Annotated in this window: 23 protein-coding genes and 1 pseudogene; 9 read left to right on the top strand and 15 right to left on the bottom strand. The window is 57.9% G+C overall.

The annotated features are described in order from the left end of the window. Positions 1 to 182: 182 nt before the first annotated feature. Positions 183 to 557: a transporter substrate-binding domain-containing protein gene (locus ACW5W8_RS20105; protein ID WP_498629880.1), complete on the top strand. Its 375-nt coding sequence runs from the start codon at positions 183 to 185 to the stop codon at positions 555 to 557. A gap of 9 nt (positions 558 to 566) precedes the next feature. Here the strand turns inward: ACW5W8_RS20105 and ACW5W8_RS20110 are convergent, their stop codons facing one another. Next, a complete protein-coding gene (locus ACW5W8_RS20110) occupies positions 567 to 1178 on the bottom strand; it encodes a YitT family protein (protein WP_139405664.1) in 612 nt (203 codons plus the stop codon). A 243-nt stretch (positions 1179 to 1421) separates the two neighbouring features. On the opposite strand from ACW5W8_RS20110, the gene ACW5W8_RS20115 reads away from it, so the two are divergent. The 8 genes from ACW5W8_RS20115 to ACW5W8_RS20150 all read left to right on the top strand — a co-directional run bounded on the left by ACW5W8_RS20115 (position 1422) and on the right by ACW5W8_RS20150 (position 7245). Further along, on the top strand, positions 1422 to 2801 hold the full coding sequence (locus tag ACW5W8_RS20115; protein WP_498629882.1) for a UDP-glucose dehydrogenase family protein: 1380 nt from the start codon (positions 1422 to 1424) through the stop codon (positions 2799 to 2801). Further along, complete coding sequence (locus tag ACW5W8_RS20120; protein ID WP_498629884.1) at positions 2798 to 3811, top strand: NAD-dependent epimerase; 1014 nt, start codon at positions 2798 to 2800, stop codon at positions 3809 to 3811. The genes ACW5W8_RS20115 and ACW5W8_RS20120 overlap by 4 nt, the downstream gene beginning before the upstream one ends. A gap of 110 nt (positions 3812 to 3921) precedes the next feature. Next, positions 3922 to 4257: a DUF2076 domain-containing protein gene (locus ACW5W8_RS20125; RefSeq protein WP_498629885.1), complete on the top strand. Its 336-nt coding sequence runs from the start codon at positions 3922 to 3924 to the stop codon at positions 4255 to 4257. Further along, entirely contained in the window at positions 4164 to 4517 is a 354-nt protein-coding gene (locus ACW5W8_RS20130) for a DUF2076 domain-containing protein (protein ID WP_498629913.1), read from the top strand. Before ACW5W8_RS20125 ends, ACW5W8_RS20130 begins: the two co-directional genes overlap by 94 nt. Positions 4518 to 4719: 202 nt before the next feature. After that, positions 4720 to 4908: a hypothetical protein gene (locus ACW5W8_RS20135; RefSeq protein WP_040068682.1), complete on the top strand. Its 189-nt coding sequence runs from the start codon at positions 4720 to 4722 to the stop codon at positions 4906 to 4908. Positions 4909 to 5055: 147 nt separating this feature from the next. Next, positions 5056 to 5298, top strand: a complete 243-nt coding sequence (locus tag ACW5W8_RS20140) for a hypothetical protein (protein ID WP_498629887.1) — start codon at positions 5056 to 5058, stop codon at positions 5296 to 5298. Between the two features lie 144 nt (positions 5299 to 5442). Then, a complete protein-coding gene (locus ACW5W8_RS20145; RefSeq protein ID WP_498629889.1) occupies positions 5443 to 6300 on the top strand; it encodes a lytic transglycosylase domain-containing protein in 858 nt (285 codons plus the stop codon). A gap of 108 nt (positions 6301 to 6408) precedes the next feature. Next, complete coding sequence (locus ACW5W8_RS20150) at positions 6409 to 7245, top strand: phosphorylase family protein (RefSeq protein WP_498629891.1); 837 nt, start codon at positions 6409 to 6411, stop codon at positions 7243 to 7245. A gap of 90 nt (positions 7246 to 7335) precedes the next feature. Here ACW5W8_RS20150 and ACW5W8_RS20155 read toward each other — a convergent pair whose 3' ends face one another. The 14 genes and pseudogenes from ACW5W8_RS20155 to ACW5W8_RS20220 form a co-directional block, all read right to left on the bottom strand. Beyond that, positions 7336 to 7845, bottom strand: a complete 510-nt coding sequence (locus ACW5W8_RS20155) for a YgjV family protein (protein ID WP_498629893.1) — start codon at positions 7843 to 7845, stop codon at positions 7336 to 7338. Between the two features lie 58 nt (positions 7846 to 7903). Next, the gene (locus ACW5W8_RS20160) at positions 7904 to 8479 is read right to left on the bottom strand and encodes a Crp/Fnr family transcriptional regulator (RefSeq protein WP_498629895.1); all 576 of its coding nucleotides are present in this window, start codon (positions 8477 to 8479) and stop codon (positions 7904 to 7906) included. A gap of 728 nt (positions 8480 to 9207) precedes the next feature. Continuing rightward, on the bottom strand, positions 9208 to 9432 hold the full coding sequence (locus ACW5W8_RS20165) for a hypothetical protein (RefSeq protein WP_016349683.1): 225 nt from the start codon (positions 9430 to 9432) through the stop codon (positions 9208 to 9210). Further along, positions 9429 to 11387 carry a hypothetical protein gene (locus tag ACW5W8_RS20170; protein ID WP_498629897.1) on the bottom strand — a complete coding sequence of 653 codons (1959 nt, stop codon included), beginning with the start codon at positions 11385 to 11387 and terminating at the stop codon, positions 9429 to 9431. The genes ACW5W8_RS20165 and ACW5W8_RS20170 overlap by 4 nt, the downstream gene beginning before the upstream one ends. Before the next feature lie 12 nt (positions 11388 to 11399). Further along, on the bottom strand, positions 11400 to 11804 hold the full coding sequence (locus ACW5W8_RS20175) for a hypothetical protein (protein WP_075114660.1): 405 nt from the start codon (positions 11802 to 11804) through the stop codon (positions 11400 to 11402). Positions 11805 to 11806: 2 nt separating this feature from the next. Then, on the bottom strand, positions 11807 to 13108 hold the full coding sequence (locus ACW5W8_RS20180; RefSeq protein WP_498629899.1) for a hypothetical protein: 1302 nt from the start codon (positions 13106 to 13108) through the stop codon (positions 11807 to 11809). 282 nt (positions 13109 to 13390) lie between these two features. Further along, the gene (locus tag ACW5W8_RS20185; protein WP_498629901.1) at positions 13391 to 14590 is read right to left on the bottom strand and encodes a hypothetical protein; all 1200 of its coding nucleotides are present in this window, start codon (positions 14588 to 14590) and stop codon (positions 13391 to 13393) included. A 39-nt stretch (positions 14591 to 14629) separates the two neighbouring features. Next, positions 14630 to 18223, bottom strand: a complete 3594-nt coding sequence (locus ACW5W8_RS20190; RefSeq protein ID WP_498629903.1) for a curculin (mannose-binding) lectin protein — start codon at positions 18221 to 18223, stop codon at positions 14630 to 14632. After that, entirely contained in the window at positions 18220 to 18603 is a 384-nt protein-coding gene (locus tag ACW5W8_RS20195) for a hypothetical protein (protein WP_016349677.1), read from the bottom strand. Before ACW5W8_RS20195 ends, ACW5W8_RS20190 begins: the two co-directional genes overlap by 4 nt. Further along, the gene (locus ACW5W8_RS20200) at positions 18603 to 22178 is read right to left on the bottom strand and encodes a tape measure protein (protein ID WP_498629905.1); all 3576 of its coding nucleotides are present in this window, start codon (positions 22176 to 22178) and stop codon (positions 18603 to 18605) included. Before ACW5W8_RS20200 ends, ACW5W8_RS20195 begins: the two co-directional genes overlap by 1 nt. A 559-nt stretch (positions 22179 to 22737) precedes the next feature. Beyond that, positions 22738 to 24135: a hypothetical protein gene (locus ACW5W8_RS20205; protein WP_498629907.1), complete on the bottom strand. Its 1398-nt coding sequence runs from the start codon at positions 24133 to 24135 to the stop codon at positions 22738 to 22740. A 335-nt stretch (positions 24136 to 24470) separates the two neighbouring features. Continuing rightward, on the bottom strand, positions 24471 to 25220 hold the full coding sequence (locus tag ACW5W8_RS20210) for a phage tail tube protein (protein WP_498629909.1): 750 nt from the start codon (positions 25218 to 25220) through the stop codon (positions 24471 to 24473). A gap of 39 nt (positions 25221 to 25259) precedes the next feature. Continuing rightward, the gene (locus ACW5W8_RS20215) at positions 25260 to 25682 is read right to left on the bottom strand and encodes a hypothetical protein (RefSeq protein ID WP_498629911.1); all 423 of its coding nucleotides are present in this window, start codon (positions 25680 to 25682) and stop codon (positions 25260 to 25262) included. Beyond that, positions 25679 to 25875, bottom strand: a pseudogene (locus ACW5W8_RS20220) (hypothetical protein); the annotation flags it as partial. The pseudogene ACW5W8_RS20220 and the gene ACW5W8_RS20215, both read right to left, overlap by 4 nt.

Consider the following 25875-nt stretch of genomic DNA (forward strand, 5'->3'; position numbering starts at 1 on the left):
AAAGGCTGGGGTATCCATGATGGTAGACCTCAAGGTGATGGCCTACTTCAAGCTTAGCCTTTCAACACGTAATTGGGACATAGCCTTTTTTTTCCCATGCAGATAATCCACAAACTAACCTCACCTTCAACGTACTCTCCGGTGCAAGGGTTGGCGTTACGAAAAATTCATTTAGCGAATACTTGCTGCTAAAACTTGATGAGCAGTTCCAGTTGCAAGGCGCCAAACCTCTACGCATTGAAGGAAACGTTACCGACTCGATGCGAAGCCTGGAAAAAATGCTGCGAAACTCACGTTACCAGTTCTACTTTTCCAATGTCGATGTAGCTCTTCACTACATGGAGCAAAGCGGTAATCACCCGCTTAAGCTATTGAAAATAAGCCACGTAGGTAACTACTACATCGGGTTCAACAAGCAGATGGTGAACCAGGACCAACTGACGGCATTTAACAAGATCCTGGACCGGCTCGAAAAAGAGGGGGTCTTGCTGACTTACAGAGTGCGCTGGGGAATATCATCTCCAACGAAAAATGATCACCTGCACTTGCTCCACTGATACCCCCTATCAGGCGATCTGGTAGCGCCCCGGCTTGTGGTTGAGTGTCAACACCAGATTACAGATAACCGCCGCCACGATGGAGAGCGCCAGGATCCAGGGCTGCACCACGAAAAACGAGGCAACAACAATGGCGCAATCGAGCCCCATCTGCAGCTTGCCCGCCCGGATGCCAAAGCGATCCTGAATAAAGATCGCAAGAATGTTGAAGCCCCCCAGACTCGACTTGTGACGAAACATGATGAGCAGCCCCATGCCAATCAGGGTACCGCCGATCAGCGCCGCATAGAGGGGCTCTATCTTGCCGATCTGCAATACACCGTTGAGGTGATCGGTCATGTAGGAGACCGCCGCCACCGAGACGAAGGTGTTGAAGGTAAAACGTGGCCCCATCCGCAGCCATGCCAGCGCATAAAAGGGCAGGTTGATGCCGAAAAACAGCAGACCGAAGCTGATGCCGGTCACCTTTTGCAGCAGCAGCGCCAGCCCGGCAGTCCCGCCGGTGAGCAGGCCAACCTGATGAAACAGAAAGATGCCGAGGGAAACAAAGCCGGCCGCCGTCAGCAGGGCCAGCACATCCTCATAAATAGGATGAGCAGTGCGAATCGAGGTGTTGTCCATAACCTGTATCCAAGCGAAGTAAAGAGAGAGTGTCTGTCGCCTGCCGTTGCGGGCGGGCTGCGAGCCCTGTCCACAGGGCTTCGTTATGAGGCCCAGTCTATTTTTTGTGAAAAGGATCACAACTGTCAGGCTGAACGCCCCATTCTGGTGCCTGTCATCTGGCATTGACACCCGCTGCACCAAGATGCAGCATGCCGCGGTTTAACCACGCCATCCCCCCATTCACAGCACGAGGCACTTTTCATGAAGGTCACCATTTTTGGCACAGGCTATGTCGGACTGGTGCAGGCCGCCGTTCTGGCCGAGGTGGGCCATCAGGTCTGCTGCGTGGATGTGGATGACGAGCTGATCGCCGCCCTCAGGCTGGGGCAGATCCCCTTCTATGAGCCGGGGCTAGCCCCGCTGGTCGAGAGCCATCTTGCCAGCGGCCGCCTGAACTTCACGGTCGATCCCGCCATTGGCGTGGCACACGCCGACCTGCTGCTGATCGCCGTCGGCACCCCGGCTGACGAGGATGGCTCGGCCGATCTGCAACATGTGCTGGCAGTGGCCGACACCATAGGCCGACTGATGAGCCGCCCCAAGCTGGTGGTGACCAAGAGCACTGTGCCGGTCGGCACGGCGCAGCAAGTAAGGGAACATATTGAGCTACAGTTGGCCGAACGTGGGCTGACCCTCGCCTGCGAGGTGGCGGCCAATCCCGAGTTTCTCAAGGAGGGAGCGGCGGTCAACGACTGCATGCGGCCGGACCGCATCATCATCGGCTGTGACAGCGAGCGGGCGCTTGAGCAGTTGCGCGCCCTCTACGCCCCCTTCAACCGCAATCACGACCGGATCGTGGTGATGGATCTGCGCAGCGCCGAGCTCACCAAATACGCCGCCAACGCCATGCTGGCCACCAAGATCTCCTTTATGAACGAGATGGCGGCCCTCGCCGAGGAGCTGGGGGCAGATATCGAGGCGGTGCGCCAGGGGATGGGGGCAGATCCCCGCATCGGTTACCACTTTATCTACCCGGGCTGCGGCTACGGCGGCTCCTGCTTCCCCAAGGATATCAAGTCGTTGCGCCATACCGCGGCGAGTGTCGGCTGCAACGCCCCGCTGCTGACGGCGGTCGAGCAGGTCAACCTGCGCCAGCAACAGAAGATGGCGCAAACCCTGCTGACCCGCTTCGGCCCGGATCTGCGTGGCCACACCTTTGCCCTGTGGGGACTGGCGTTCAAACCCGGTACCGACGATATGCGCGATGCGCCGAGCCGCCCGCTGCTGGCCGCCATCTGGACAGCCGGTGGCCGGGTGCAGGCCTTTGATCCCAAGGCGATGGAGCGCGCCCGCCAGATCTACGGCCAGCGGCCGGATCTGCTGCTCTGCCCCACTCAGGAAGCGGCACTGGAAGGGGCCGATGCCCTGCTCATCTGCACCGAGTGGCAGGCGTTTCGCGCCCCCGATTTCCAGCAGCTGAAAGCGCTGCTCAACCAGCCTGTCATCATCGATGGCCGCAACCTCTATGAGCCACGCCAACTCAGCGAACTCGGGTTTGACTATCACGCCATCGGGCGGCCACATCTTCCCGCCAAAAAGCAGCCTGCCAACACCAGTTGCAGCCCGGAGACCCAACCATGATCTATCTGGTCACCGGCGTCGCCGGTTTTATAGGTTTTCATGTAGCCAGCCAGCTGTGCGCCGCAGGTCATCGGGTGGTGGGGATCGACAACCTCAACAACTACTACGAGGTGAGTCTGAAAGAGGCGCGGCTGGCCCAACTGGCCAGTTTCCCCAATTTTCACTTCGAGCGGCTGGATCTGGCGGATCGCGAGACGATGGCGGCCCTGTTTACCAGCCACGGTTTCGAGCGGGTGATCCATCTGGGGGCGCAGGCGGGAGTGCGTTACTCCATCGACAATCCGTTCGCCTATGCCGACAGCAACCTCACCGGCATGCTGACGGTGCTGGAGGGGTGTCGTCACCACGGGATCCAGCACCTCATCTACGCCTCCTCCAGCTCGGTTTATGGCATGGGGGATCAGATGCCCTACTCCACTGCGCAGCAGGTGGATCACCCGGTATCCCTCTACGCCGCCACCAAGAAGAGCGGCGAGCTGATGGCTCACGCCTATTCCACGCTCTATGGCCTGCCCACTACAGGGCTGCGCTTCTTTACCGTCTACGGCCCCTGGGGCCGGCCTGACATGGCCATCATCAAGTTCACCCGCGCCATCCTCGCGGGCGAGCCAATCGACGTATACAACCACGGCGATCTCAGCCGCGACTTCACCTACATAGATGACATCGTCGCGGGGATCCTCGCCGTGGCCGAGCAGCCGCCCAGCGCCAATCCCGATTGGCATGCCAGCAAACAGCGCCCGGCCGAGAGTGCCGCGCCTTACCGCATCCTCAATATCGGCAACGGCCAGCCGGTGCGGCTGCTCGACTTTATCGAGGCGCTGGAAGAGGCCATCGGCAAACCCGCCATCAAGCGGATGCTGCCGATGCAGGCAGGCGACATGCACGCAACCTGGGCTGACAGCGAACCGCTCCACACCCTCACCGCCCTGCGCCCCGCCACCTCCATCAAGGAGGGGGTCGCCGCATTCGTCCGCTGGTATCTCGACTACTACCGGCCCGCCCGCTGACGAGCGCGGGTAGCCCCTCGGTCATTGATGAGTTAATCAGATACCACTGATGTCCCGCGGGTTTTAGGATGGCTGAACGCACTGTCTGCGCACCATAGCGAGGATTTGAGATGCAACAACAGGAACAGGGTCTGATCGATGGACTGTTCGACCGCCTCAAGCAAGCGCAAGCCAGGGATAGCAAGCGAGACCCACAAGCGGATCAGCTGATCCGCCAGCATCTGGCAGAACTGCCCGATGCCCCCTACTACATGACCCAGGCGCTGCTAATTCAGCAGGCTGCCCTGACCCACGGGTCAAGGAGCTGGAAGCCAGCCAGAGCGCCCCAAGTGGTGGCAGTTTTCTCTCCGGCCTGTTTGGTAGCGAAAGCAGCCCGCCCCCGCGTTTTACGCCGCCACCGGCAACTGCTCCTGCCCAGCCAGCATCCCGTGCCAACTCCTTTTTAGGGGGAGCCCTGCAAACCGCCGCCGGTGTGGCCGGTGGCGTCATGCTGGCCGATATGATCGGCGGGCTGTTTCACAACAACCGGCCCGAGGAGATCATCGACATCATTGAACCGGCGGCCATTGCCAATCCGGTCGATGCGGAACCGGTGCGCTGGGACGGCTGGGATTCACCTCCCGATGCTGGCAGCAATTTTCTCGACGACGATAGCCAGAGTAGCGGCTGGGCCGACAATGACGATAACAACGGCGGTTTCTTCTGACCGTCAAACCATTACTGGCCCCGCATCTGGCGGGGCCCAACTCGATACGAACCCCATGACTATGGAAAGTGTGATGACACCACGGATCGGCAGCAGCATGACGCGATATACTCAGCGCGCTTCGTGCCACTCGGGAACAACTCCCGACCCCAGGCGCTCTGTCCGTGGCCACGCCCCCCCCATGACGACAAGGAGCCACCTCATGATCCGAACCCTGCTTTTGACCGGTGCAGCCATTGCGGCCTATGCCCTGACCCAGAGCCACTCTCTGCTTCCCCTGCTCAGCCTGCTGGCCCTGCTTTCGCTCTGGGTTGTCAGCGAAATTGGACTGATATATCGCCAGTTACCAGCCGCCCAACCAGACGAATCTACCTACCACTTGGATGTCTGAGTTTGTTAAGAAATCCTTATGCCAACGCTTCTTCATCTAACAAGGTCGATATCATGAACTCAACTTCCCCACTTTATTCGAGCCTGATACTACTTGCTTGCCTGCAAAGTGCTTCGCTGTGGGCGCAATCCCCATGCCCAACAGGGGATGACTGCTCAACACTTAGTAACAACCAACCAGTCTCCGTACTGGGAAGCAACGGTGGTAACGGCGGTAACGGCGGCAACGGCGGTAACGGCGGCAACGGCGGCAACGGCGGTGATGGAGCTGATGGAGCTGATGGAGCTGATGGAGCTGATGGAGCTGATGGAGCTGATGGAGCTGATGGAGCTGATGGAGCTGATGGAGCTCAGCCTGACCAATAATACGTCCCTTGCAATCTATTTTTAGATTGAGGGCACAATTGGCTAGCCTATAAGTTCCATACCGTTTTGCTCTCTGAAATCTCCACGCTATAACAACAGGATCCACTGGGTTCGTGGCGATAGCTGCCATGTTCCTCTATATCTTCTGTACTCAAACAGGAGATAACCCATGAGGAACATCAGCGAAAACGGACTGTTTTTGCTGCTTTTTTTGTCGTTGTTACTGGCAGGTACGCCGCAGGCGATGGCACAAGGCAGGGATTTCAGACAGGCCCCCAAGGCGCTGACGGCGATCAAGCAGGGTCAAGTGGCCCAGCAACACGGCAATCTGCAAAAAGCCATCGCCTTCTACTGTGTCGCCGCCAGCACCGGCAATCCCGAAGGTTATTTCCGGATCGGCCGCCTGCTCGCCACCGGCCCCGCCTCGGTACGCAGCGCCAAGCTGGCCAACAGCTACCTCGCCATGGCAATGCGCCTTGGTAACCAACAGGCTGCCCGCTACTACAACGCCCGCATCGGCAATGCCCCTATGGGGGATAGGTGTGGCATCGGGATCCGTGGCGGTCAGGGTGGCTATCTGGCGCAGCTCCCCGCCACCCCCTTTAATGTCGACTCCTGGGTTGCCCGCCAGCCCCCCGCCAAGCAAAAACTGGTCACCATGCTGCGTCACGCCGCCAAACACCATAAGGTGGATGCCCGGCTGGTGCTGGCGATTGCCATCGCCGAATCCAACCTCAACAGCCGCGCCGTTTCACCAAAGAATGCCCAGGGGTTAATGCAGTTGATCCCCGAAACCCAACAACGATTCGGGGTGACCAGGCCATTCGATCCGGCCCAGAACATCAAGGGCGGCGTCACCTATCTCAAGTGGCTGGATCGCCGCTTCGATGGCGACTGGGTACTGATCTCGGCGGCCTACAACGCAGGGGAAAAAGCGGTAGAACGCTATGGCGGGATCCCCCCCTATGACGAAACACAGGAGTATGTAAAACGGGTGCTCTACTTCGCTGGCCACAAGCAGCCCTGAACCCGTTCGAATAGCTGCACGCTATTGACAAAAAACCTACCACCATTTGCGCAATCGTTTTCCTTTCGGTAGGATCCGGCGCTTTCTTGCCAGACCAACAGGTATCCCATGAATTTCATCAAACGTTGCTCGCGCCTGCTTACGCTGTTTGCGCTCTTCTCCTCCTCCATCATGGCGGCCACTCCAGCACCAGCCCCCATCCTGATTCAGGGGGCAATGGACGTCGAAGTCGAGACGCTGGTGGCAGCCCTCAAGGACAAACAGGAGCTGACCGTCGGTTCCTGGACCTACTGGCAAGGCACCATCTCGGGTTATCCGGTAGTTATCTCTCGCACCGAAGTGGGGCTGGCCAATGCCGCCGCGGCCACCACCCTCGCCATGGAACGCTTTCATCCGCGCCTCGTCATCAATCAGGGCACGGCGGGCGGCCACGATCCGGCACTGCGCCGGGGCGACATCGTCATCGGTACCAAGAGCTTCAACATGGGGGCCTACCGTAGTGACCTGACACCCGCCGAGCAGGGCGTTGACCCGAGTAAATGGCACAACTTCGAGGTCACCATGCGCCTGCGCGACAACGGCAAGCTGGTAGAGCACTCCGCCTTTGCCGGCGATCCCGAGCTGGTGGGCCGCGCCCTTGGCATGGCCGACCGTTATCGCCACGGCCGCGTAGTTGCCGGCATCATAGGCACTGCCGATGAGTGGAACCGGCAGGTGGCCCGCATCAACTGGCTGCATCAAACCTACAACACGGCCGCAGAAGAGATGGAGACCTCCTCCGCCGCGCTGGTAGCCGAGGCCTACAAGGTGCCATTTGTCGGCATCCGGGTGCTCTCCAACACCGATCTGCATGGCGAGGAGTTCGATCCGCAGACCGCCATCCACTGCCAGCAGTTCGTCATTGATTACGCAAAAGCACTCATCAACAGCTTCAACAAAGCCTGATGAGCCAGAGAGGCCGCTACTATGGCGACCTCTCTGCTCTGTAATCTCTATCAGACGGGACGAGCCCCACGCTCTCTTCCTCAGCCGATATCAACTCTCCGGACATGCCCTGCGCCCATAGTGACGGTAGTAACCCACCAGATTACTGACCAGAAACAGCCCCTCCATCAGCGCGGCGACCGGAGAGCCCACCAGCAGGTTGTTGACCAGCCAGCAGAGGGTGCCAAGCAGCATCCAGCGCCGCAGTTGGCGATCATCCGGGCAAAACGCAGCCCGGGTTTGCAGCAGGCTCGCCAGCAGTCCGATCAATGAGAGTACGCCCTGATAAGTCGCCAGCGCTGCCGCACAGGCCAACCCCATGAAAAACCACATCAAGATGCGGCGAACCAGCCAGATACTCACAAGAAAGCGCATGCTGGCCAGCAGCAACAGGCAGGCGGCCGACCACTGCCCGAGCAGGGCAAAGTGACCAGCATTGAGGGCGCAGGAGAAGGCCAGACAGGCCAGGATCCTGCGGCGATCCCGCAACTGAAACGACAACAGATCGAGCAACAAGGCTAGGCCCACCACCAGTTGCGACCACAGAAACAGCGACATCATCCACCCCTCGTCCGTCATTTGGATGGGTGCAGCATGAAGTGGCAACCGGCAGGTGGCATTAACCCGTGTTAATGCGTCTGCGGATCCGTGACAGAGAGACCGGGCTGATGCCGATGTAGTTGGCGAGCTGTACTTGGGTCAGTCGTGCAGGCCAGTGGGGGAAGGTGTGGCAGAGCTCCCGATAACGCTCTTCGGGGGAGTGGAGCAGCAAAAACGCCTCCTTGCGCTCCTTGTAACCGAGCTGCTGACGCAGCAGGGCCATGCAGACCGGCTGCCAGATGGGCTCATCCAGCAGGGCGATTGGCACCCGCACCACCTGCAGCTCCGTCAGCGCCTCCAGCTGATAGCGGGCGGGCGACCCAGTGAGCCAGCTGTCATAGAGCAGGCAGAGCTCCCCCTCGAAGTAGAACTCCTTGCAGCGCTCCTGCCCATCCCGGGTGTAATTGCAGGCACGGGCGATGCCCGTTTCGATATAGAAGGCAACCTCCTGTTCGGCCCCTTGCGCCAACAGCACCTGACCGGCGCGCAGCGTCTGCCGTGGCAAACGCTGACAGAGGGCTTCGCTCAGGGCGGCGTCCAATCCCATGGCACACAAATAGGTGGCAAGCAGGGGGGCTTGAGGAGATGGGTTCATGAGGGCTCCGGGACAAAACGGCAGCCCACATCATGCCCAAATTGCACGACTGATGCAGCAAGGCGTGACCCTGTTGGCAAAGGGGGGACATAGCCGGGTGCCGCCTTTGCCCCCCCTCGTCCGTTGGTTTACAATCGACGAGTTTTTTGGAACCCGGTTGACGGCGTGTCGACCTGGCCCCACCACGACATCAGTCTGTTAATGCCAAGACATTAACCTGCTGAAAAGGAAGAGAATTAGCCAATGGCTCAATTTATTTACACGATGAATCATTGGTTTTACTGAAAAGCTACCCAGAGCTACAGCGAGCCACAGAAAGCCTATTAAATCATATCCTTATAACAACATTCGCTTGGCTTTTGATGGCTTTTTTTAGCTCTTTAGTTGGCCCCATTTTGGCCCCAAACTACAAATTTCCACATCTTATGGCCCCAGGATGGCCCCAAGCCGGCGAGTGATTTCTAAGTGAGAATATGATTATTGTCGAGGCAGGAAGTGATAGCCATTGGCGGTAGCTAACTGCCGAATCCAGCATTTCAACCTCATTTTTTACCTCAGCAGGGAACGGGCCGCTGTACGTAATTCCGATCCAAAGCGACCCTGATCTGCAGGGCGCTCTTGCAGCGCATGGTGCCTGCATTGGCGGTCAGTGGCAGCAAGGCGAGAAGGCCGAGTAACATCCGGTGTTTCATTCCCCCTCCATTAAAACCCCGCTTGAGTCCCAACCCCTACACCACAAGCTCAAAGGTGGGTAAGTCAGGGGCCTCTCCTGCCAACTCTCCTCCCCTGTAAAACGCCTTCTTGCCGATGGCTACCCCGATGCCCCGTACTGTGACCGTTCCACCCGCCAACGCGGTGAGAGTGGTGGTCGTGGTACCAACTGCTGTCACGGTACCGACCAGCAAGGGGTCAGCGCCGGGCACCAGCTCCAGGAATCGCTTAAACAGGTTCATACAAATCGCTCCACACTCAGTTGCTGGCGCACTGTCATGGCCCTGTTCTGCAGCGCAGCAGAGACCCTGACGCCCCGGTTGTAACCCTTCCAACCATCCACTGCAAGCAATGCGCCCGGCAGGATCAGCCCGGTATCAGCAGACAACGGCAGCTCGATGGTCTGGGTACGCTTGGGCATGGTCTTGGCCAGCCCCACCACACCCTGGGCACGGGCTGCCGTCACATCACACACCAACGGGTGGGTGATGGTTGGCGCTTGTTGCTCGCCAGCCGTACCCTGCCGCACCACCCGCGCACTGATGCCCTGGTGGCCACCGCTCACCCAAATCCCGTTGGCGGCATGACCCGGCTGGAAGTCACTGCCCAAGGTGGTAATGATGGCGCGGGGGATCGCCACATCAGCCATAGCAGTATCGAGCTGCCACGGCACGGTGGGATAACGTGGTTTGATGACCAGATGGCGGTTTCGCTGGTGTGGCAGCACAAAACCACCGGCCGCCTCGGCCAGGTACCTGACCACCTCGATCGGGGTCTGGTTATCCAGGCTAAAGAACCCGGCAGGCACCAACCAGTCAGCCGCTTGCCAATCTAACGTCCAACCCACCGGCAATACGGCAGCAGCCAGCTGGGCCATGGTCGCGGCAGCAGGCTCACTCACCGCCTGCGCTAATACATGGGTCGGCGACAAGTAAGCTGTTCGCGTGCGGCCGGTCAGCGTTGCCGACTCGCGGCCAAAGCTCTGGCTCGATTGCCAGCCATCGCACACGCAGTCCCATTGCTGATCGTTGATATGAATGCTGACCTCTTCCTCATCGGTCAACGCAGCCGCCGCGATACGGGGGATTTGAGCGCTGAACTGCCACGCCCAGGAATCGGTGTCGAGTTCGATACTCACTGCAGTGGCCGGGATATCGAGCCCATCGCGTACCCGCACGATCTTCGCTGTATTGCTCACCAGATAAACCCTCCGGGTTGGAATGACGATTGCCGCATCACTGCCCTGCCACACAAACTCCAGCTCTGCCGTGTCGCGCTTGCGCCCGAACGCCAGCCGCAGCACCCGCTTATCGGGGCGGATGGGTGGCTTGGGTGGCTTGGGTGGCTCTGGCGGCGGCGTCTTGCCCCAGGTGGGCAACATGGCCTCATCCCAGCCATCACGCCAGCCCTCTATCAGCAGCTTGCCGTGGTGCCAGGCTTGAGCGGCCACCCCTTTACCGATGGGGATGCCCTCTTGCCACTGGTCAGCCTGCCAAACCTGGTCAAAGCGCAGCGGGTTGGTGAACCCGACCAGGCGCCAGCTGCTGACCGGCGCCGCCTCAACCCACAGAGACTGATTCGCCACATGGCCAGCGGCCAGGCTGTCATAGCCTTGGCGGTTCTGCTGGCTGACCGGCAGCCCCTCGGCAAAGCGTTGTTGATTGGTCATGAACGTCTGGGGCATCTGCTCGCCCAGCTCAGCCACCTGCTGCTGATGCGCGGCGGCCTGTTGCCACAGGGCGCGGCTGGTTGCCCGCTCGGTGCCTGCCTTCTGCCATTCGCTACTGAGGGCCTGGGAATGGCTATCTGCCCGCTCCCATGCATCCCCCATTCCACTGGCTGGGCCCCGGAATACGTTCTGGTCATACTCCCCGGCGATCACCGGCAGCGGGGCACGTGATGTGCTGGCCATTGTGCATTCAATGACGAACGCGCCGACTAGCTCCCCACGGCTATGGGTATGACTGGCAAGCACCGCATCAAACACCACTGATCCGCCCAGCATGGCGCTGGAGCGATGCGGAGCGCCAGCCAATACCGATGCCAGCACCAGCCCCGGTGATGCACTCAGGCACGGCGGCAAGTTGGTACTATTCAGGATGCCGACCAGACGCACCACTTCTGACTGGTTCAGCTCCAGCTGGCCATTGATGCTGCGAGCCTTACGCAGCGCTAGGCTGGCATCCTTTCTGGCCATATGGCCCCCCGGTTACGGTTCAGTGATGGTGGCGGTATTGATGCGGATCAGCGCACCGGCAAAAAACTCCGCTGCGGGCAGCTCCAGATCGGCGCCGCTGCCCGGCACCCCGACATCGAGATCCGCCACAAAGGCCCCATCCCGGTCAACAATGCGCCCCCAGGTTGGGGCGCCGCTGGCGGTGGCCATCTGCTCGGCCAGGGGTTTCAGCGTCAGCACCCCGCCGCTGATCGTCTTGGCGCAAGGGTGGCTGAACGTCAGCGCCACCAGAGCCAGCTGGTCAGTCGGGGCAGCCCCTGGTGCCGGTTTGGTACCGGTGTAGATGGTCAGCTTGGCACTGGCCCCGCTGCCCGTATCAATGGCCGTGGCCAATAGCTGGGCGCGACTGGTGCGCAGCCCTTCGGCATAGGAGATCATGGTTATTTCCTCTTGAGCGGAGCCAGCATGGGGAACGACTCGGGCGCCACGCTACCACCATGCGGATAGGGTTTTGGCGCCTGATAGTCTGCGGCTACGGCGTTGTAGTCAGCGGGGCCATATGCCGGGTCATCCTGGGCAACCACCATATAACGGCGATTCAGCCACAGCAGATCGAACCGATAGACCCCATCCGCTGCGCGGCTGTAGGTCTCGCCAACCAGCTCGCCATCCTGGGTAAAGCAGAGCACCCGGCGCCGCACTCCCATCCCGCTGATGGTCACCGTACTTTCAATAAACCCCTGCTCCACGTTGCGCACCCCATCGCGGATCCAGAAGTAATCCCGCCCCTTGCAGATCACTCGCTGGCTCATCTGCTGGATACTCAACGGGCCGGGATAAAACGGCGGTTTCCCTTGCCACACCACATCTTGCGGCAGAAACTGGGCGCGGGTCTCCTGGTTGGCCACGGTAACGGTCATCGGGGTGGTGAACAGCACATAGGTAAACTCGACCTGGAGCGGGACAAATTCAGTCCCTATCCTGGCCAGGCGGTCTCCCGGTTGTAGCTCTATCCATATCTTGTATTGCGATGAGGCAATGAATTGCGTTGAGCGGGTAAACACCTTGGTCTGGTAGTAGCCAAACACCTGCCCATTGATAGCAGCCAAGCCGAGATAGGGTGCATCAGCTGGCCCTTGAGTGGTCACCCCGCTGACCGTCAGCACCGCCATACCATTGAGGTAGGCCAGTTTGGCAACCACAGCGCCAGCTGCATCAAACAGCCCCCCAGTCTGACCAGGCAAAATCCCCCTGGCCAAGACGTAGGATGGTGCAGTGCCAGAAGCGACCAACCCGACCCCTGATTGATGTTCAATAGCCGCACCGGCTGGCAATACCAGATCCGGCTGCAACGCGGTGTACTGCTCTGCCGTCAGCGCAGCAAAGTCGCCATTAAATCCAGCAGGTGCTGTCTGAATAAGCACCCGCACCATGGCCACGCCAGACCCGGTATATGTTGACTGGGCGCGCAGATTACTAAACCGCATTGCTGCAAATTTTTGCGGTTGGCAGGCAAAGCTAAACGATTGGTTGCGGTTACCAACCGGGTCAGTGGTAAAGACTAAAGCGCTATCGCTAAAGCTCAAGGCGCCAAAAGTGAGTGGGTATGCGCCTGCTTGGGGTGCTTTGGTCAGGCTGGCCAGGTTCGGGCCATACCAAAGACCATGGCGATAAGCGCCATCATAACGGGTGCGAATCGCCGCCAGTACCACCCCGGTATCATCCAGAAACTCCAGATCCATATCTGAATAATCTGGGTTCCAGTTGCCGTTGCTTATTTCCAACCTGAACACGTAGTTTTTAGGCGCAAGTGTGATCGTCTTGGTAGGGAGTACCCCAGTGTCCCCCCCAGCACCAGAGCTGTAGATAAACTTGAAAATACCTATATCGACCGTCTCGCCAAAATTGGCAGCCCAATCAGGCCCATCCGTACTTTCAACGTTGTAAAAAGGTACATTTCCAGAGCCAGATTGGGATTGCACAACAACTAGGAAACCCCTGCTCGGTGCAAAAGTCGCCATGACTTACCTCCAAGGCCCAGTAAGGTCAAAGCCCATCAGGCAGGTCTGCCCCCAGTTATAATTGTTCTCGTCATATCCAACCCGGACAAAACGCAACAACTTGCCAGGCATGGCAGGCAGGTCTTTGAAGTTCTTCCTGTCCCATGCCCCTATGGTGGCAAACGGGCATACCAAACCGGGCAAGTACCCACGCAAGTGGTTGCCACTCTCGAGCACCATGGTGGGATCCTGGGTCAGATAAAAACCGTTGTCAGGGCCGTTGGGGATATTCAAGCCGTTGCCAAATCGGCCAAACATTCCTTTGATAAACCAGTTAGTGGCACCAAATAGCTGATGATATGGCCGAGCAATTACCCGGTGGCTGGCGTTGTCAAAGTTGGGGTAAAAGTTGCCCCAGAGCGTGTTGCCTCCTGACCCTCCTTGCCAGTTTCGTCCGGCTTCATTGGCATTGGTGGTCGGATAGTGATTAATCACGGCATGATAGCGGTCGCCAGGCCGAACCGAGCGGATATAGCCAAAGCTATACATAAACTGGTAGTTACCTGCCGCATAAGCTGGCATGAAGTAAAACAGCTGGCTATCGCCCACCAGATCCCAGCGCCGGTTGGAAAAGCGCCCGGTACAAGGCCAGCGCCACTCCCCAATATTGGTGTAACTGTTGATATCCACCACATCCTCAACCATCGCCACCTTGGCCAGATAGTTGAAATAGTTTGGCCCCATCCACCCCGTAAACGCCGAATTGTCGATGCGCAGGCTGACATTGCCCGACTCACTGACATTGGTGGGCCGCACGATAAAGATCTTCCCGTCACCGCTCTCATGGGTGATCGTCCAGCCCAGCGGCGCCACCTTCATGGTCATTGCTGCGCCCGTTCCTGGGGCACCAGGGTTGCCACCGTCCAGATCAAACCAGACCTGAGTAGCGGTGACCTGCATCACCCGATGCTCGCCGCTGTAGGCCGCAGGCGATACCCCCTCGACCTGGACAACTGAGTCTTGCAGATAAGCATGACCCCCGGTAAAGGTCGCCACCGCCCACCCCTTGGCGACATCGAAAGCCAGCGCGTTGATGGTCAGGGTGCCAAAGCCGGTGACCAGCACCGCCTTGAGCAGCGCCGCCAGAGCGCCCTCTGCGGTATCGCCCAAGCTCGGGGCGCCCTGCATCTCGCTTGCAAACCATTTGACCTTGTATTCAGCCATTGCTTTTCTCTCCACGGGCAAGGCGCAACGCCTCGCCGGTTAACGGTTGACGTTGCCCCTGAGCTGGGCCTCGAAACGGTCAGTATCCACCGCTGCCACCGACTGCAAGATGGTGCGGATAAACCAGATCGGGTAATTGGCGGCGTAGGTGTTGAAGCGCAGCACGTTGCCCGCAGCCCACCCGGCGCCCCAGCCGCGCCGGTCAAGTCTGAAATAGGGCTGGCCGTTGTTGGGGTTGATGGGGGCAAAGTCGGTATTCACATCCCCCACCGCAATCTGGCCCACATGTTCGCCGACCAAAATAAACGTGGTGGTGGTCTGGAAGATGATGGCCCAACGCTCTTGCAGGGTTGCCCGGTTGGTCACCACGATAGGGAAGTCCGTATCGTTGTATTCCGCCGTGCAGGGGTCGCCAATCAGAAAATCAGACCAGTTATTTGTCCAGGTGCGTTGGTCGAACAGCGCCCCATAGCGGGCCCACAGGTCACCGATAATGAGGGCGCTGGATACCATGGTATCCGCCGCCTCATAGTTGTGACTGAGGGGCCGAGCCAGGGTGATGCGGCCCGAGATCTCCACATCGGTGGCCAGGCTCATATCCTCAATCCGATGAACCACGGTCAGCGGCTCCACATAGCCGGTCAGGTTCAGTGGGCTGGCCAAGGTCACCATCCCGCTGTTCATGTTGACGCTGTAGAGCTGCGGCGCCAGCTCCTTGCCGTTCTTGTCCTCCACCCGGCAATAGGCCAACCGTTCGCGCCCGGTGCTGAGCTGTTGCCCAGCCTGTACGCCCATGGGGAAGGCGCTGCGCTTGGTGGAATGCACCACCACGATGTACCCCTTGCGAATGAAGGGCACCCGGCCATCAGACGGCAGGCGCACCGGATCCAGCTTGATCAGATCCGCATCGAGCGGCAGATAGCTATAGACCACCGCATTAAACCGGATGGTGTCAGCCACCACCGACAAGGGGCGCCAGATCTTGCCATCGACCACCCTATCCGGGTCGTACCAGGCTTTACCCTCGTTGCCCGCAGCCGTCACCAGGCGGCCAAAGCGCACCGATACCACTCCGGTCTGATAGTCCACCTTGCCGGTTACATCAGTGCTGGTGATGGTGCCATCGCCGTTGGCGGTCACCTCAAACCGGCGACCGTCTGCGGTATTGCCGCTCAGGTAGAGGCTGGATGGCGCAATGGGAGCCCCCGGCGTCCTGAATGTCACCTCGTCCACCGTCTGGGCCACCAGGCTGGTGACCAGCGAACTCAGGGCTGGTACGGGCGCTGCACCGGGGTTCCAGACCGTGACCGTTGCCTTGCCGGTGGCATAATCCAGCGTCCCGGCCTGCTCACCAGCCCCGGTGGCGGGGTCGATATTGCGATAGAGGATCCCTTGCCTGTCCACATAGACAGACCCGCCTAGGGCAAAGCGCACTGAGTTGGCCAGGATCGCCTCGCCGTTGCGCGGGGTGATATCCAGCACCAGCGGGGTGGCGGTCACGGTGTCCTGGCCCGCGCTGCTGGCGTTGTTACTGCGGTACTCCACCTCGACCCAACCACTGTCGTCCACCGGGAACAGGTAGGCGGCCTGCACATAGTAGATCTCCACCAGTGTCCAGCGCTGGCGGGCAATGGTGTTGCCCTGGCCATCGCCATAGGTGCCGATGGTGCGCCACTCATAGCGGGTTTTCGGAATGCCGCCCTGGCCATCCGGTTTGATGGTGATCTGGCCGGTGGTGTAGTTGACACTGCCCCGCTCCACCCCTGCCGCATCCAGCAGCTTGCCCGCGCCGTTGTCACGGACACTGATGATCGGGTCACGCTGGGCGATCACCAGTTCGGTGTCGTCCTTCACATCCTCATAAAGGGCATTCCAGCGCAATGAGACCATTCGGGGGGTCAGGTTCTGCTTGGCCAGCTGCAGGGTGATCGTCCCGTCCGGGTTGCGGGCCGGGTAGTCAAAGCGTTGGGTATCCGGGTCGCCGTACTGGTAAACAACCTGGTACTCCTGACCGCCATCCGGCAGGGTGGCCACCCGCAGGGCCAGATCGCCGGTCACATAATTGATGGTGCCGGTGGCATCGCCGGTCAGCTGGCCTGCCCCGTTGTCGATGGCGGTTTTGGTCGCGCCACCGGCTTGCCAGGTCAGGGTCAGGCTGTTGGGGGTGATCCCCTCATGGGCCAGCTTATGGGTCAGCTGCACCGGATCCAGCACCATGCTGGCGCGGTTGAGGTAAGAGACCTTGGTACCCCAGCTGAACATGATCGCGCTGTTCACATCCGGCAGCGCCCCCAGGGTCAGCACCACAGAGCCGGTGGTGAAGTTGAGCAGGCCAGAGCCATAGGATTTGTCCTGACCAAACAGCTCCCCGCGCCCGTTGTCTTTGAGGTCGTACCATTTTCCCTGGGCCAGATAGCTGACGGTCAGCGAACCTGGGCAAGGGGTTGGCAGCAGGGTCGCGGTGTAGGCATAGCCCCGGTTGTTGGCGGCGATCTGGATCTGGGCCGTGTCAGCGATGCGCGATGGCATCACTGCCGGGCGAAAGCTCACGGTTTTACTGGCCGCGCCGTAGTTCGGGCACTGGCTGTTGAAGGTCAGCAGGCCGCGCCCGTAGTCGATAGCCCCCACCACGGTACCGACCAGGAACAGCTCGCCGCCCTTGTCGGTGATCACTGCCGCGCCGATTGTGACCGATACACTGCCCGGCATGGCACCAATCCCCAGGAACAGCCCCTGACTGGGGCTGACCGGTGAGATAGTGGTGAAGGTGTGAGGACTGCCCACCCCGGATTCCAGCAGAGCGCCCAGCTCACCGGCAGCGGTCAGATCCACCACCGGGGTTTCACTGCGGGCACTGGGTACCAGCTGGGTGAAAATGGTCCTGGCCTGCACCCGCATTGCACCCAGCGCCGCATCAGCCACCATCTTGGTGGTCGAAAAGTAGTTGGCGGCATCGGCCACCACGGTTTCCCGCAGGGTGGTCTTGGTGGTTGCCTGGTCATAGGGGCTGGGCTGCTCCCCTTCAAAGGTGTAGCGCAGCGGGTCAGTGATCACGCAAGTGACCACGTTGCGGGTGAACTCGCCCTGGTAGCCAGACACCCCGAACTTGCGCAGCTCGGCGGTTACCCGGTCAACCCGTACATACTGCTCAACCTCGTTCCCCTTCCCTTCGTTGCCGACCAGCACCAGCACCTCCCCGATCTCCGGCAACCGCACCTCAATGCGTTGCAGGATGCGGATCGCCCGCTGCCCTTCCAGCTGGGTATCGTAGAGCACCCCCTGCCACTTCGGGCCTCGGGCCTGATAGCGCTCCAGAGTGTTGCGGGCGTTATCGCGGGTGTCGTTGTGGTCTTTGGTGGTCATCAGCGCCAGGTTGACGCTGGGATCGCTGGGCGGCAGCAGCACCATGGCATTGGCGCCATAGTAGGTGTCGGTATCATCGGTCTGCACCGCCAGAAACGCCTTGCGCATGTTCACGGTGCCATAGGCCCGATCCATATCGCTGACGTCAGGGAACAGGCTGTTATGGTCACCGCTGATGATCTCGCGGCCAGTGATGCGACCACCGCCGTCATCGGTATCAACCAGGCGCTGGCTAGCCAACAACACGATATCGCCAGAGAGAATGGTCATGGGGTTACCTCGATAAGGCGAAGGGTGATCTCATAGGGGGTCTGTGCGTCAGGATCAGCAATCCGATACAGCTGCTTAGCCTCAAAGCCACCGCCACTTTCACGGCGCCACAACACCGTGAAGTGGCGCCCATTTAGCTCAAGTGGCATCCGTGCCGATGGGGCTGACGCTAAGGCATAAAGCGCGACCACTGCCGAGCGCTGCACCCACGCCTCGCCATCGGATCGCAGCGTGATCGGCCGCCCCTCAGACTGGGCCGCCTCTTCAACAATGATTGCGCCCGATAACGTTGGCGTGATCACCTGTCCGATAGGCTCCCACTCAAACTCATCACCCCAATCCAGATCATCAGGCAATTCAATACCGGCCAATTTAATCATCAGCTTCTCAATCCTTGCTGTTTCAACAGGCGCAGCAGCGCATCCAGATTCTCTTCATCGGACTGGACTTGTGCATCACCGCTGGGGGTTTTAAGGTGAATAGTGACCGTCTTGCCGCTCACAGGGCGACGTTGGTCATGTTGTATTTGGGCTTTAAGGGGAGAAGCGTTGGTCTGTTGGGAGGTGGTCTGAGATTTATCCACTTCCTTCTGCTGCGCTTTACTCAGCTCTTTCTGGAGCTGTATCCGCAAAGCTTCCATCTCCTTTTGGAACTTCTCGCCGTAATACTTGCTCCACTCGCTGTAGGCCGGAATGTCTTTGACCTTCTGGCTGTAGCGGGCGAGCTCATCCTCGACACCGGCCAAGGTATTGGCCAGGGCATCGGCATTGCCACGCAGCTGGTTGATATCGACGCTTTTGTAAAAGAAAGATCCAGCATTGACGGTGCGGGTTACCTCCCCACGACCAGATGAAGAGTTCATGGCGTTGATACTTGCCATGGTGTCTTCAACATCGCTCTTGGTCTTCTGAGCCTCCTGCTGTACCCCCTTCAGGCTTTCCTTCATGGTGTCAGCAGCTACTTTGGACTTGTCGGCAGCAGTGTTGAAACCATCGCCTATCTCGGCCGCTTTGCGCTTGGTATCCTTGATCTTGTCATCAAGGAAACCCAGCCCCCGCGCCTGCTCCTGTGCCGATAGTTTCCCTACCTGGCCCAACTGCACCCATATTTTCCGCAGCTCCTCGAGCTCCTGCGCAGTATCAGCCTTGTTCACTGCAGCCTTCATCGCGGCCGCAATTTCTAACGACGTAGCGGAAACATCGGTGGCGATGGCACGGAAGGTGTCGATAGTGGCACGGCCAACTGCATCGATGCCGGTTTGCAACGCCTGATAATCAAGACCCAGGCGCCGCAGCTTCTCCGCCAATACTGATTCGGTCACTTGAGCGGTACTGACAGCCCCATTTTGCATGGTGTCGAAAGCCGCCATAGCCTGCACCTTCAGTACCTCAAGATCCTGCAGGCTCATATCCTGCAAACTTTTGCGCAGGCCAGCATCAAGCTCGGTCTGGGTAAGCTTGCCCTGCTCCTTCAGTGAGTCGAATGCCAGCCCGAGATTTTGCAGTGAGGTTGGGTCGCCAATCTTCAACGAACTGAACAGCGTGGTGATACTAGTGGCCGTCTCCGTGCCCTTGGCTTTGAGCTGGTCAAAACTGCTGATCAGATTAAGCACGGCAGGGCGGCTCTTGGCATCCATCACCTGCGAGGTCAGATCCACGGCCGCAGCCAGATTGGTAAAGCCCTGCCGCATACTGGCCAACGCTGCATCGGCCTGATACTGCATCGCTTCGGCTTTGAGGCCAGACGCTTCCAGCGCCTTTTGCACCTGCAGTTGCCCAGTCAGGTATTCTCGGTGGCCCTGCAGGCGCTGTTCATAGGCGGTCCGCTCGATGGCTGAGAGATTGACCACCTCCTGGGCACTGAGGATCTGGATGTTCTTGAACTCGTCAAACTGCGCCATGGTGGTCATCCCCTGGCGCTGCAGCTGGCTGAAGAAAGCTCGAGACTGCTCGGCCACCCGCTGCTCTACCTCGCCCGCCTCACCCATCTTGGCGGCCCAGATCCCGGCATCTTGAGCAAGTTGGACCAGCCCCTTACTACCCTCATAGGCCAATAGGGCCAGTGCGGCATAGGCCGCACTGGTACCGAGGCTGATCCCTCCCAGCACCCCGCCCACTTTGTTGCCCTTTTTGGCCATCTCTTCCATGGCGGCGCCGGCTTGACGAGCATCGGGGGCCACCCGGGTTTTGAGCACATCCGCAAACTTGAGCAGGTCAGTGCTCCACTGCACCACCTTCATGGTGGCCCACGCCTTAACGGCTAGTGCAATGGCCCCGCGCCATTCCACCAGTCCTTCAACAAACTCCCGCAGTCCAACCACTGCAACCTTGAGGCTATCTGACATCTCCCGCGCCCACGCAGCCAGTGAGCCATCGGCGGCTGCAGCTTTGAGCTGCGCCGTGACACTTCTCAGCTCATCCTTGATGTAGTTAAAGATCCCCGCATCAGCGACGGCCAGCTCAACCCGGTTCAGCTCTTCAACAAAGTTGGACCAGATCCCACTGAAAGTATTGGACATGGCCTCAGAGGCCCCTGCCGCATCCTCCCCCATCGCCTTGATCAGCTGCTCGATTTCGGCGCGACCCAGCTTGCCTGCGGTGGCCATGGCAATAATTCCGTCCGTGGTCTTGCCCATGGCCTTTGCCAGTAACTGGGCAGCAGGAACAGACCGCTCGTTGAGTTGGTTCATCTCTTCGGCTTGCAGCTTACCCTTGGTATACGCCTGACCGAGTGCGGTGATGACGCCTTCCAAATCCTGATAAGTGCCTGCCGTTTTCGCGGTGTAGTCAGCGGTGGCTTGCAGCACCCCGTTATAGGGGTCCAGACCGAAGTTCTTGGCCTTGATAAAGGCAGTGGTGATTTCGTTAAGCTGGAACGGTGTCTTTTCGTTGAACTCACGCAGCCAAGCTAGCGCTTTCTCACCTCCGGCAGCACTGCCCTCCACGCTTTTGAGTGATACGCCAAGGCGTTCAATCTCATCAGCTGTTCTGACCATGCCTGTGGTTCTGGCCACCAGCTGGTCAAAGGTCAAATATGCAGCGGCAACACCACCAATCTTGGTGGCCAGCGCAGCCCACCCCGGCTCACCATCTTCAACCGCGTGATGCAGGCTTTCGGTATTCTGCTCTGCCTGCTTGGCCTTCTGGCTGTATTCGCTCAAGCCGCTGGCGTTGGCTCGCAGGGCGCCAGCCTGTCCGGTCAGCTGGTTTTTCAGATAGGTGATCTGATTGGCAGCCTGCTGGCTGGCGGCCTCCACCCGTTTCTGCTCACTGGCCAGCTTGCGAGTGTCGATCCCGGTATCGGTCAGCGAACGGCGCAGCCCGTTAAGAGTCACGTTCTGGCGCTGATACTGAGTATCCAGGGATTGCACTTCACGGCGGGCCGAATTGAACTCACGAGTCTGCTGGCGCAGCGCCTTCTCACTGGATTCCAACCCACGTTTGAGCTCATTGGTTTGACCTGAGCTCTCTTTGTACTGTTCGCCAAGCAAGCGCACCTGCTCACGGGCATCCTTAAGTGCCAGGCGCTGCTCCTTGGTAACAGTGGTGGCTTCGCTGTTTGCTTGGCGCAGCAGATCAACCTTTGCCTTGGCTTCAACATGTGCAGCGGCCAGCCGTTCGGTCTCCTGCCGGCTGGCGCTATAAGCCGCATTGGATGAGGTCAGCTCTTGCTTGGCATCAGCCAACGCCTTACCCATGCCAGTGGCGCGGGCACGGGCTTGTTCCAGCCCATCACCCAAATCAGCGGTACTGCGCTTGAGGTTGGCAAACTGTGTCAGGGTCGCCCCCTGTTCACCAAGCCGCTGCAGCTCATCGCCAAGGCCACTTACCTGCTCACCGCTGGATTCGGTCTCACCGCCAAGGGTATCGACCTCTGCAATGAGTTTGCTGATCTCGGCCAGCCCTTCCACGGCGGCGCGGATCCGCAGCTGGATATCGGTATCATTGCTGGCCATGGGGCCCCCTCAGAAATGAAAAAACCCGCCGAAGCGGGTTTGATATTCGATGACTACGTTATTTATGCTTGAACTCTGAAAGGGTTCAACACAAGTATTGCTGATCATGCTGTGCTAGCGTTGTAGAATAAATCCATTCTGAATAGTAAAAATATTGATGCTCGAATTTATGATGTGTGATTAGTGAAGAGATGTACGATAAAAAATATAGCCCCACAAGGAGGCTTTTTTTACATTGTGAAGAACATCACACCAACATATAAAAACACAACAGTGTACAGGATGAAACAACATGCAGTGTACCGGTAAATCCAGTGTTCAGGGTCATTTAATACCCGTTTCACCTTGTCAGAACCACGGCATATAAATGACTTGATGCTGTAAAATCCATGCAAGTACATGTTCACAACTGCGAAATCAAAGATGCTTTGCCCTATGGATTCCTTTCCTTTAAATGCATTAACCATATTTTCGTATTTTTTATTGTTGTGTACGAACATCATGAAAAATAGATTAAACACACACAGAACTAAAAACCCCACAAAAACATACACTGCAATCATTGGTCATTTCCTTTAACCATTCTGATTATTTCATGAGCTGTCTTCTCAGCAACTGCCCCCGTTGTTTCGCCAATCGCTGAACCGCCGTAATAGCCGCCAACAACACCTCCGCCAATTGCGAGCACTGCAACAACTGGAGCACTCGCAACAACGCCGAATCCGATCAAAATACCAGACCCGACAGCTACCGCTGCGTTTGCACCAAGCACTGTTGATACTGCACCACCAAACCATGATCCCAGTACTGTACCAACTTCCTTTGCTCCCGTGACCGCACATTGCTCGTCAGAACCCACAGTACATGCTTGATATGTGTTCTTGGCTCCGATAGTGCTATCAATAGCTAGACCCACATAACCAAGGTTCTTTGCACCCTTAACGTAAGTTGATAGATGCTCAATACGATCACCCAGAGCAGGGATCATGCCTTTCGAACTCACTTCCCGCCAATTGTGCAATGCACTTTTTGTACTTAAACCCAATGTATTTTTGAGCTTATCGTACATTGGGATTTTTACTGTTTTGATTGTAAATTTCTCGAGATTATTATCCAGTTCCTGAAACAGCTTCATCCTCCCAACATAAAATTCAGTTCCGAGATTCTTCATTGAACCCTTCGATACTGTCATATGCTGCACATAATGGTTGTTGATCCGTTTCAATATTTTTGTGATCTGTTCCATCCTCGAGCCAATAACTGTACTCGCTGCTCCAAATGCTGCGCTCGATGTCTGTGATACTTGCGAAGCATTAAAATCAAACACATCGAAATGATTGAATAACGTTTGTGCTTCCTGAACATCCACATCCTTGAGCGCTATACTTGCTTTCTCTGCTTGTGTTTTTAACAGGATTAGGCGGTCTTTCTCGGCTAACGTCTTCGGAGCATGTGCCACCACAATAACTAATTCACCAGCTCGTACTACATCATTAAGGTGTTTGTTATTTTGGTCGAACATACTTCGATGTTGGAAATTGAATGCTGTGCTCTTGGCTGAACCATATAAATGCTCATAGACAGCATCCTTGCTTCTGGCTGCATCATTCCAGAAAAATCCCACATCAAAGACTTCCTCTAATGGCTTCTGTGTAGTCTCCTTCAATACGGGAACATGCTCAACTTTAGGACGCTCCTTCTCCGCACTACCAAACCACATTGTTGGCTTTGCACTCGCATATGCTTGTTCAACTGTGCGTCTGAATTTGTCAGATCCTCGTACCACTAGTTTTGAATCAATTACTTTGCAACATGCAAACACGTCCCCCTCAAAACGTACCTTTACCTTGGAACCATCCTCTAACGATCCCCCCATCGGGCTCAGGATGCCTTTAAACTCGTCCTTAGTTAGAGTGTTGATGTCCCTCAAGTCATTATCTTTGTGTTGTCCATACATTTTGTGGTCTCCAGCACACTTAAGGGCCAAATGTACCATTAAGACCGCGGTATTGTAAAAATTGCTCTTGATGAGCACATGGTTGGGCAGCATAGTGCCCTAAACTGCAAACAGCAGATCCCATCCACGGTTTTCATAAGGCCCTCGGGTCAACATGTGATCCCACATGCTGTATAACACACATAATGTCAGCCCCTCATTTGTGCCTCGGTACTTCGAGGGGCTTTTTATTACAAGGTTTCTGTCGGGGAGCAATACATATTTTGATTGTTAGCACACATTAAAATGACAGGTGAATCCATCCAATAATTTCCATTTGGTTGACTTACCATCGACTAATTTATGATCTCCATTCGATACGGTTCAGTTCTTCCCGGCAACGTTACGAGAGAGCCTTCCAACTCCCCTTCCATAAACTCGCCACTCATCAGCGCCAGTGCGCCCTGGGCAGCCAGCATGGCCTGGTCGATGGTAACTCGCACCCGTTGGCCGGGACTTGCCAGGTTCTCACCGTCGATCAGGAAGTAACGAGGCTTCAGTGTCTCTGTGGTACCGGTGTAGGTAGTGCCAGACACCGCGGCCTTGGTATAGCTCACCTTGCAAGCAACTGCAGCCTGGTCGCTGATGGCCATCACCATGTTGCCGCTGACCTTGTAATCGGTATCCAGTACCAGCGCCGTGCCACCAGCACTCAGCTTGATGGTGATGGTGCCTGGCTTGATAAACGCGGTGGCCAGCTCAACCCAGCCCTCTTTGCTGAGGGTGACCAGCTCATCCACCACCGGTGTCTCCGTCTGGGTGAACGCCACTTGCTTACCGGCGATGGCATCGGCCAGTAGTTGCTTGGTCATGGAATCCCACTTAATGGAGAGCTTTGCCGGGTCTTTGGGCAACTGAACAGAGTCCAGTGCCTGGCCGAAGGTGCTGCGCTTCTTGGAGATGCGCGACTTCTCTTCCGTGGTAGGCGGGGTGACGGTGATTTCGTTGACGTTGATGGGACCAATCAGCGGCCCTTTCACACCATTGTTGATGTCGGCGATGTAGACATCGCCAGCCAGCAGCAGGCCTTTGTCGATAAATGACATGCTTGGATGCTCCTATGGTATCCAGATGGTAGTGCCAACCTAGAGGCTGGCGGTATAGGTGAGGCTGAATTGGATCGAGGTCAACAAAGTATCACTGCCGACCTCTTCGGGTTCGAGGTTGATGTTGCCCGCGGCAATGGTAAGCAACGAGGTGCCGGGTAACGGGATCCCTGCCGTCGATGGCACCAATGCCGCCAGCACCTCCGATAACAGTTGGTCACGCCCTGCACGGCCTGCGCTCGCGGGTTGATAGAGGTCCACCTGAATATTTCGGGTGCGCCTCCACTCCCGCCCACGCCGCTCCGGCTTGCCTTCGCTCAGCTCGCGAAAATGTGCCAGCGGCAGGGGAGTGTGCTGGTCAATCTGTGGATCGCTGTCGCATATCTGCGCGTCCCCAGATAACGAGGTCACGCTGGCCAGCTTTTCCAACAATGCATCACAGATGATGGTCGCTTCTTTCATGTCATTGCCCTGGTAAAGGTACTGGCCAGCTTGGCTTGTAGCGCGGCCAGGTACTGCTCGGTGATGATGTCATTCCACCAGCCCCGCAGCCCCACCCCGCCGGCCATCACCAACCGCTGTTTGCCCGCCTTCTGATAGCGGATCATCGGGCGGCGCTTCTTGCCATAGGGGTTGATAAAGCCGTAGACCTGCA

This window comes from Aeromonas aquatilis, assembly GCF_054052405.1.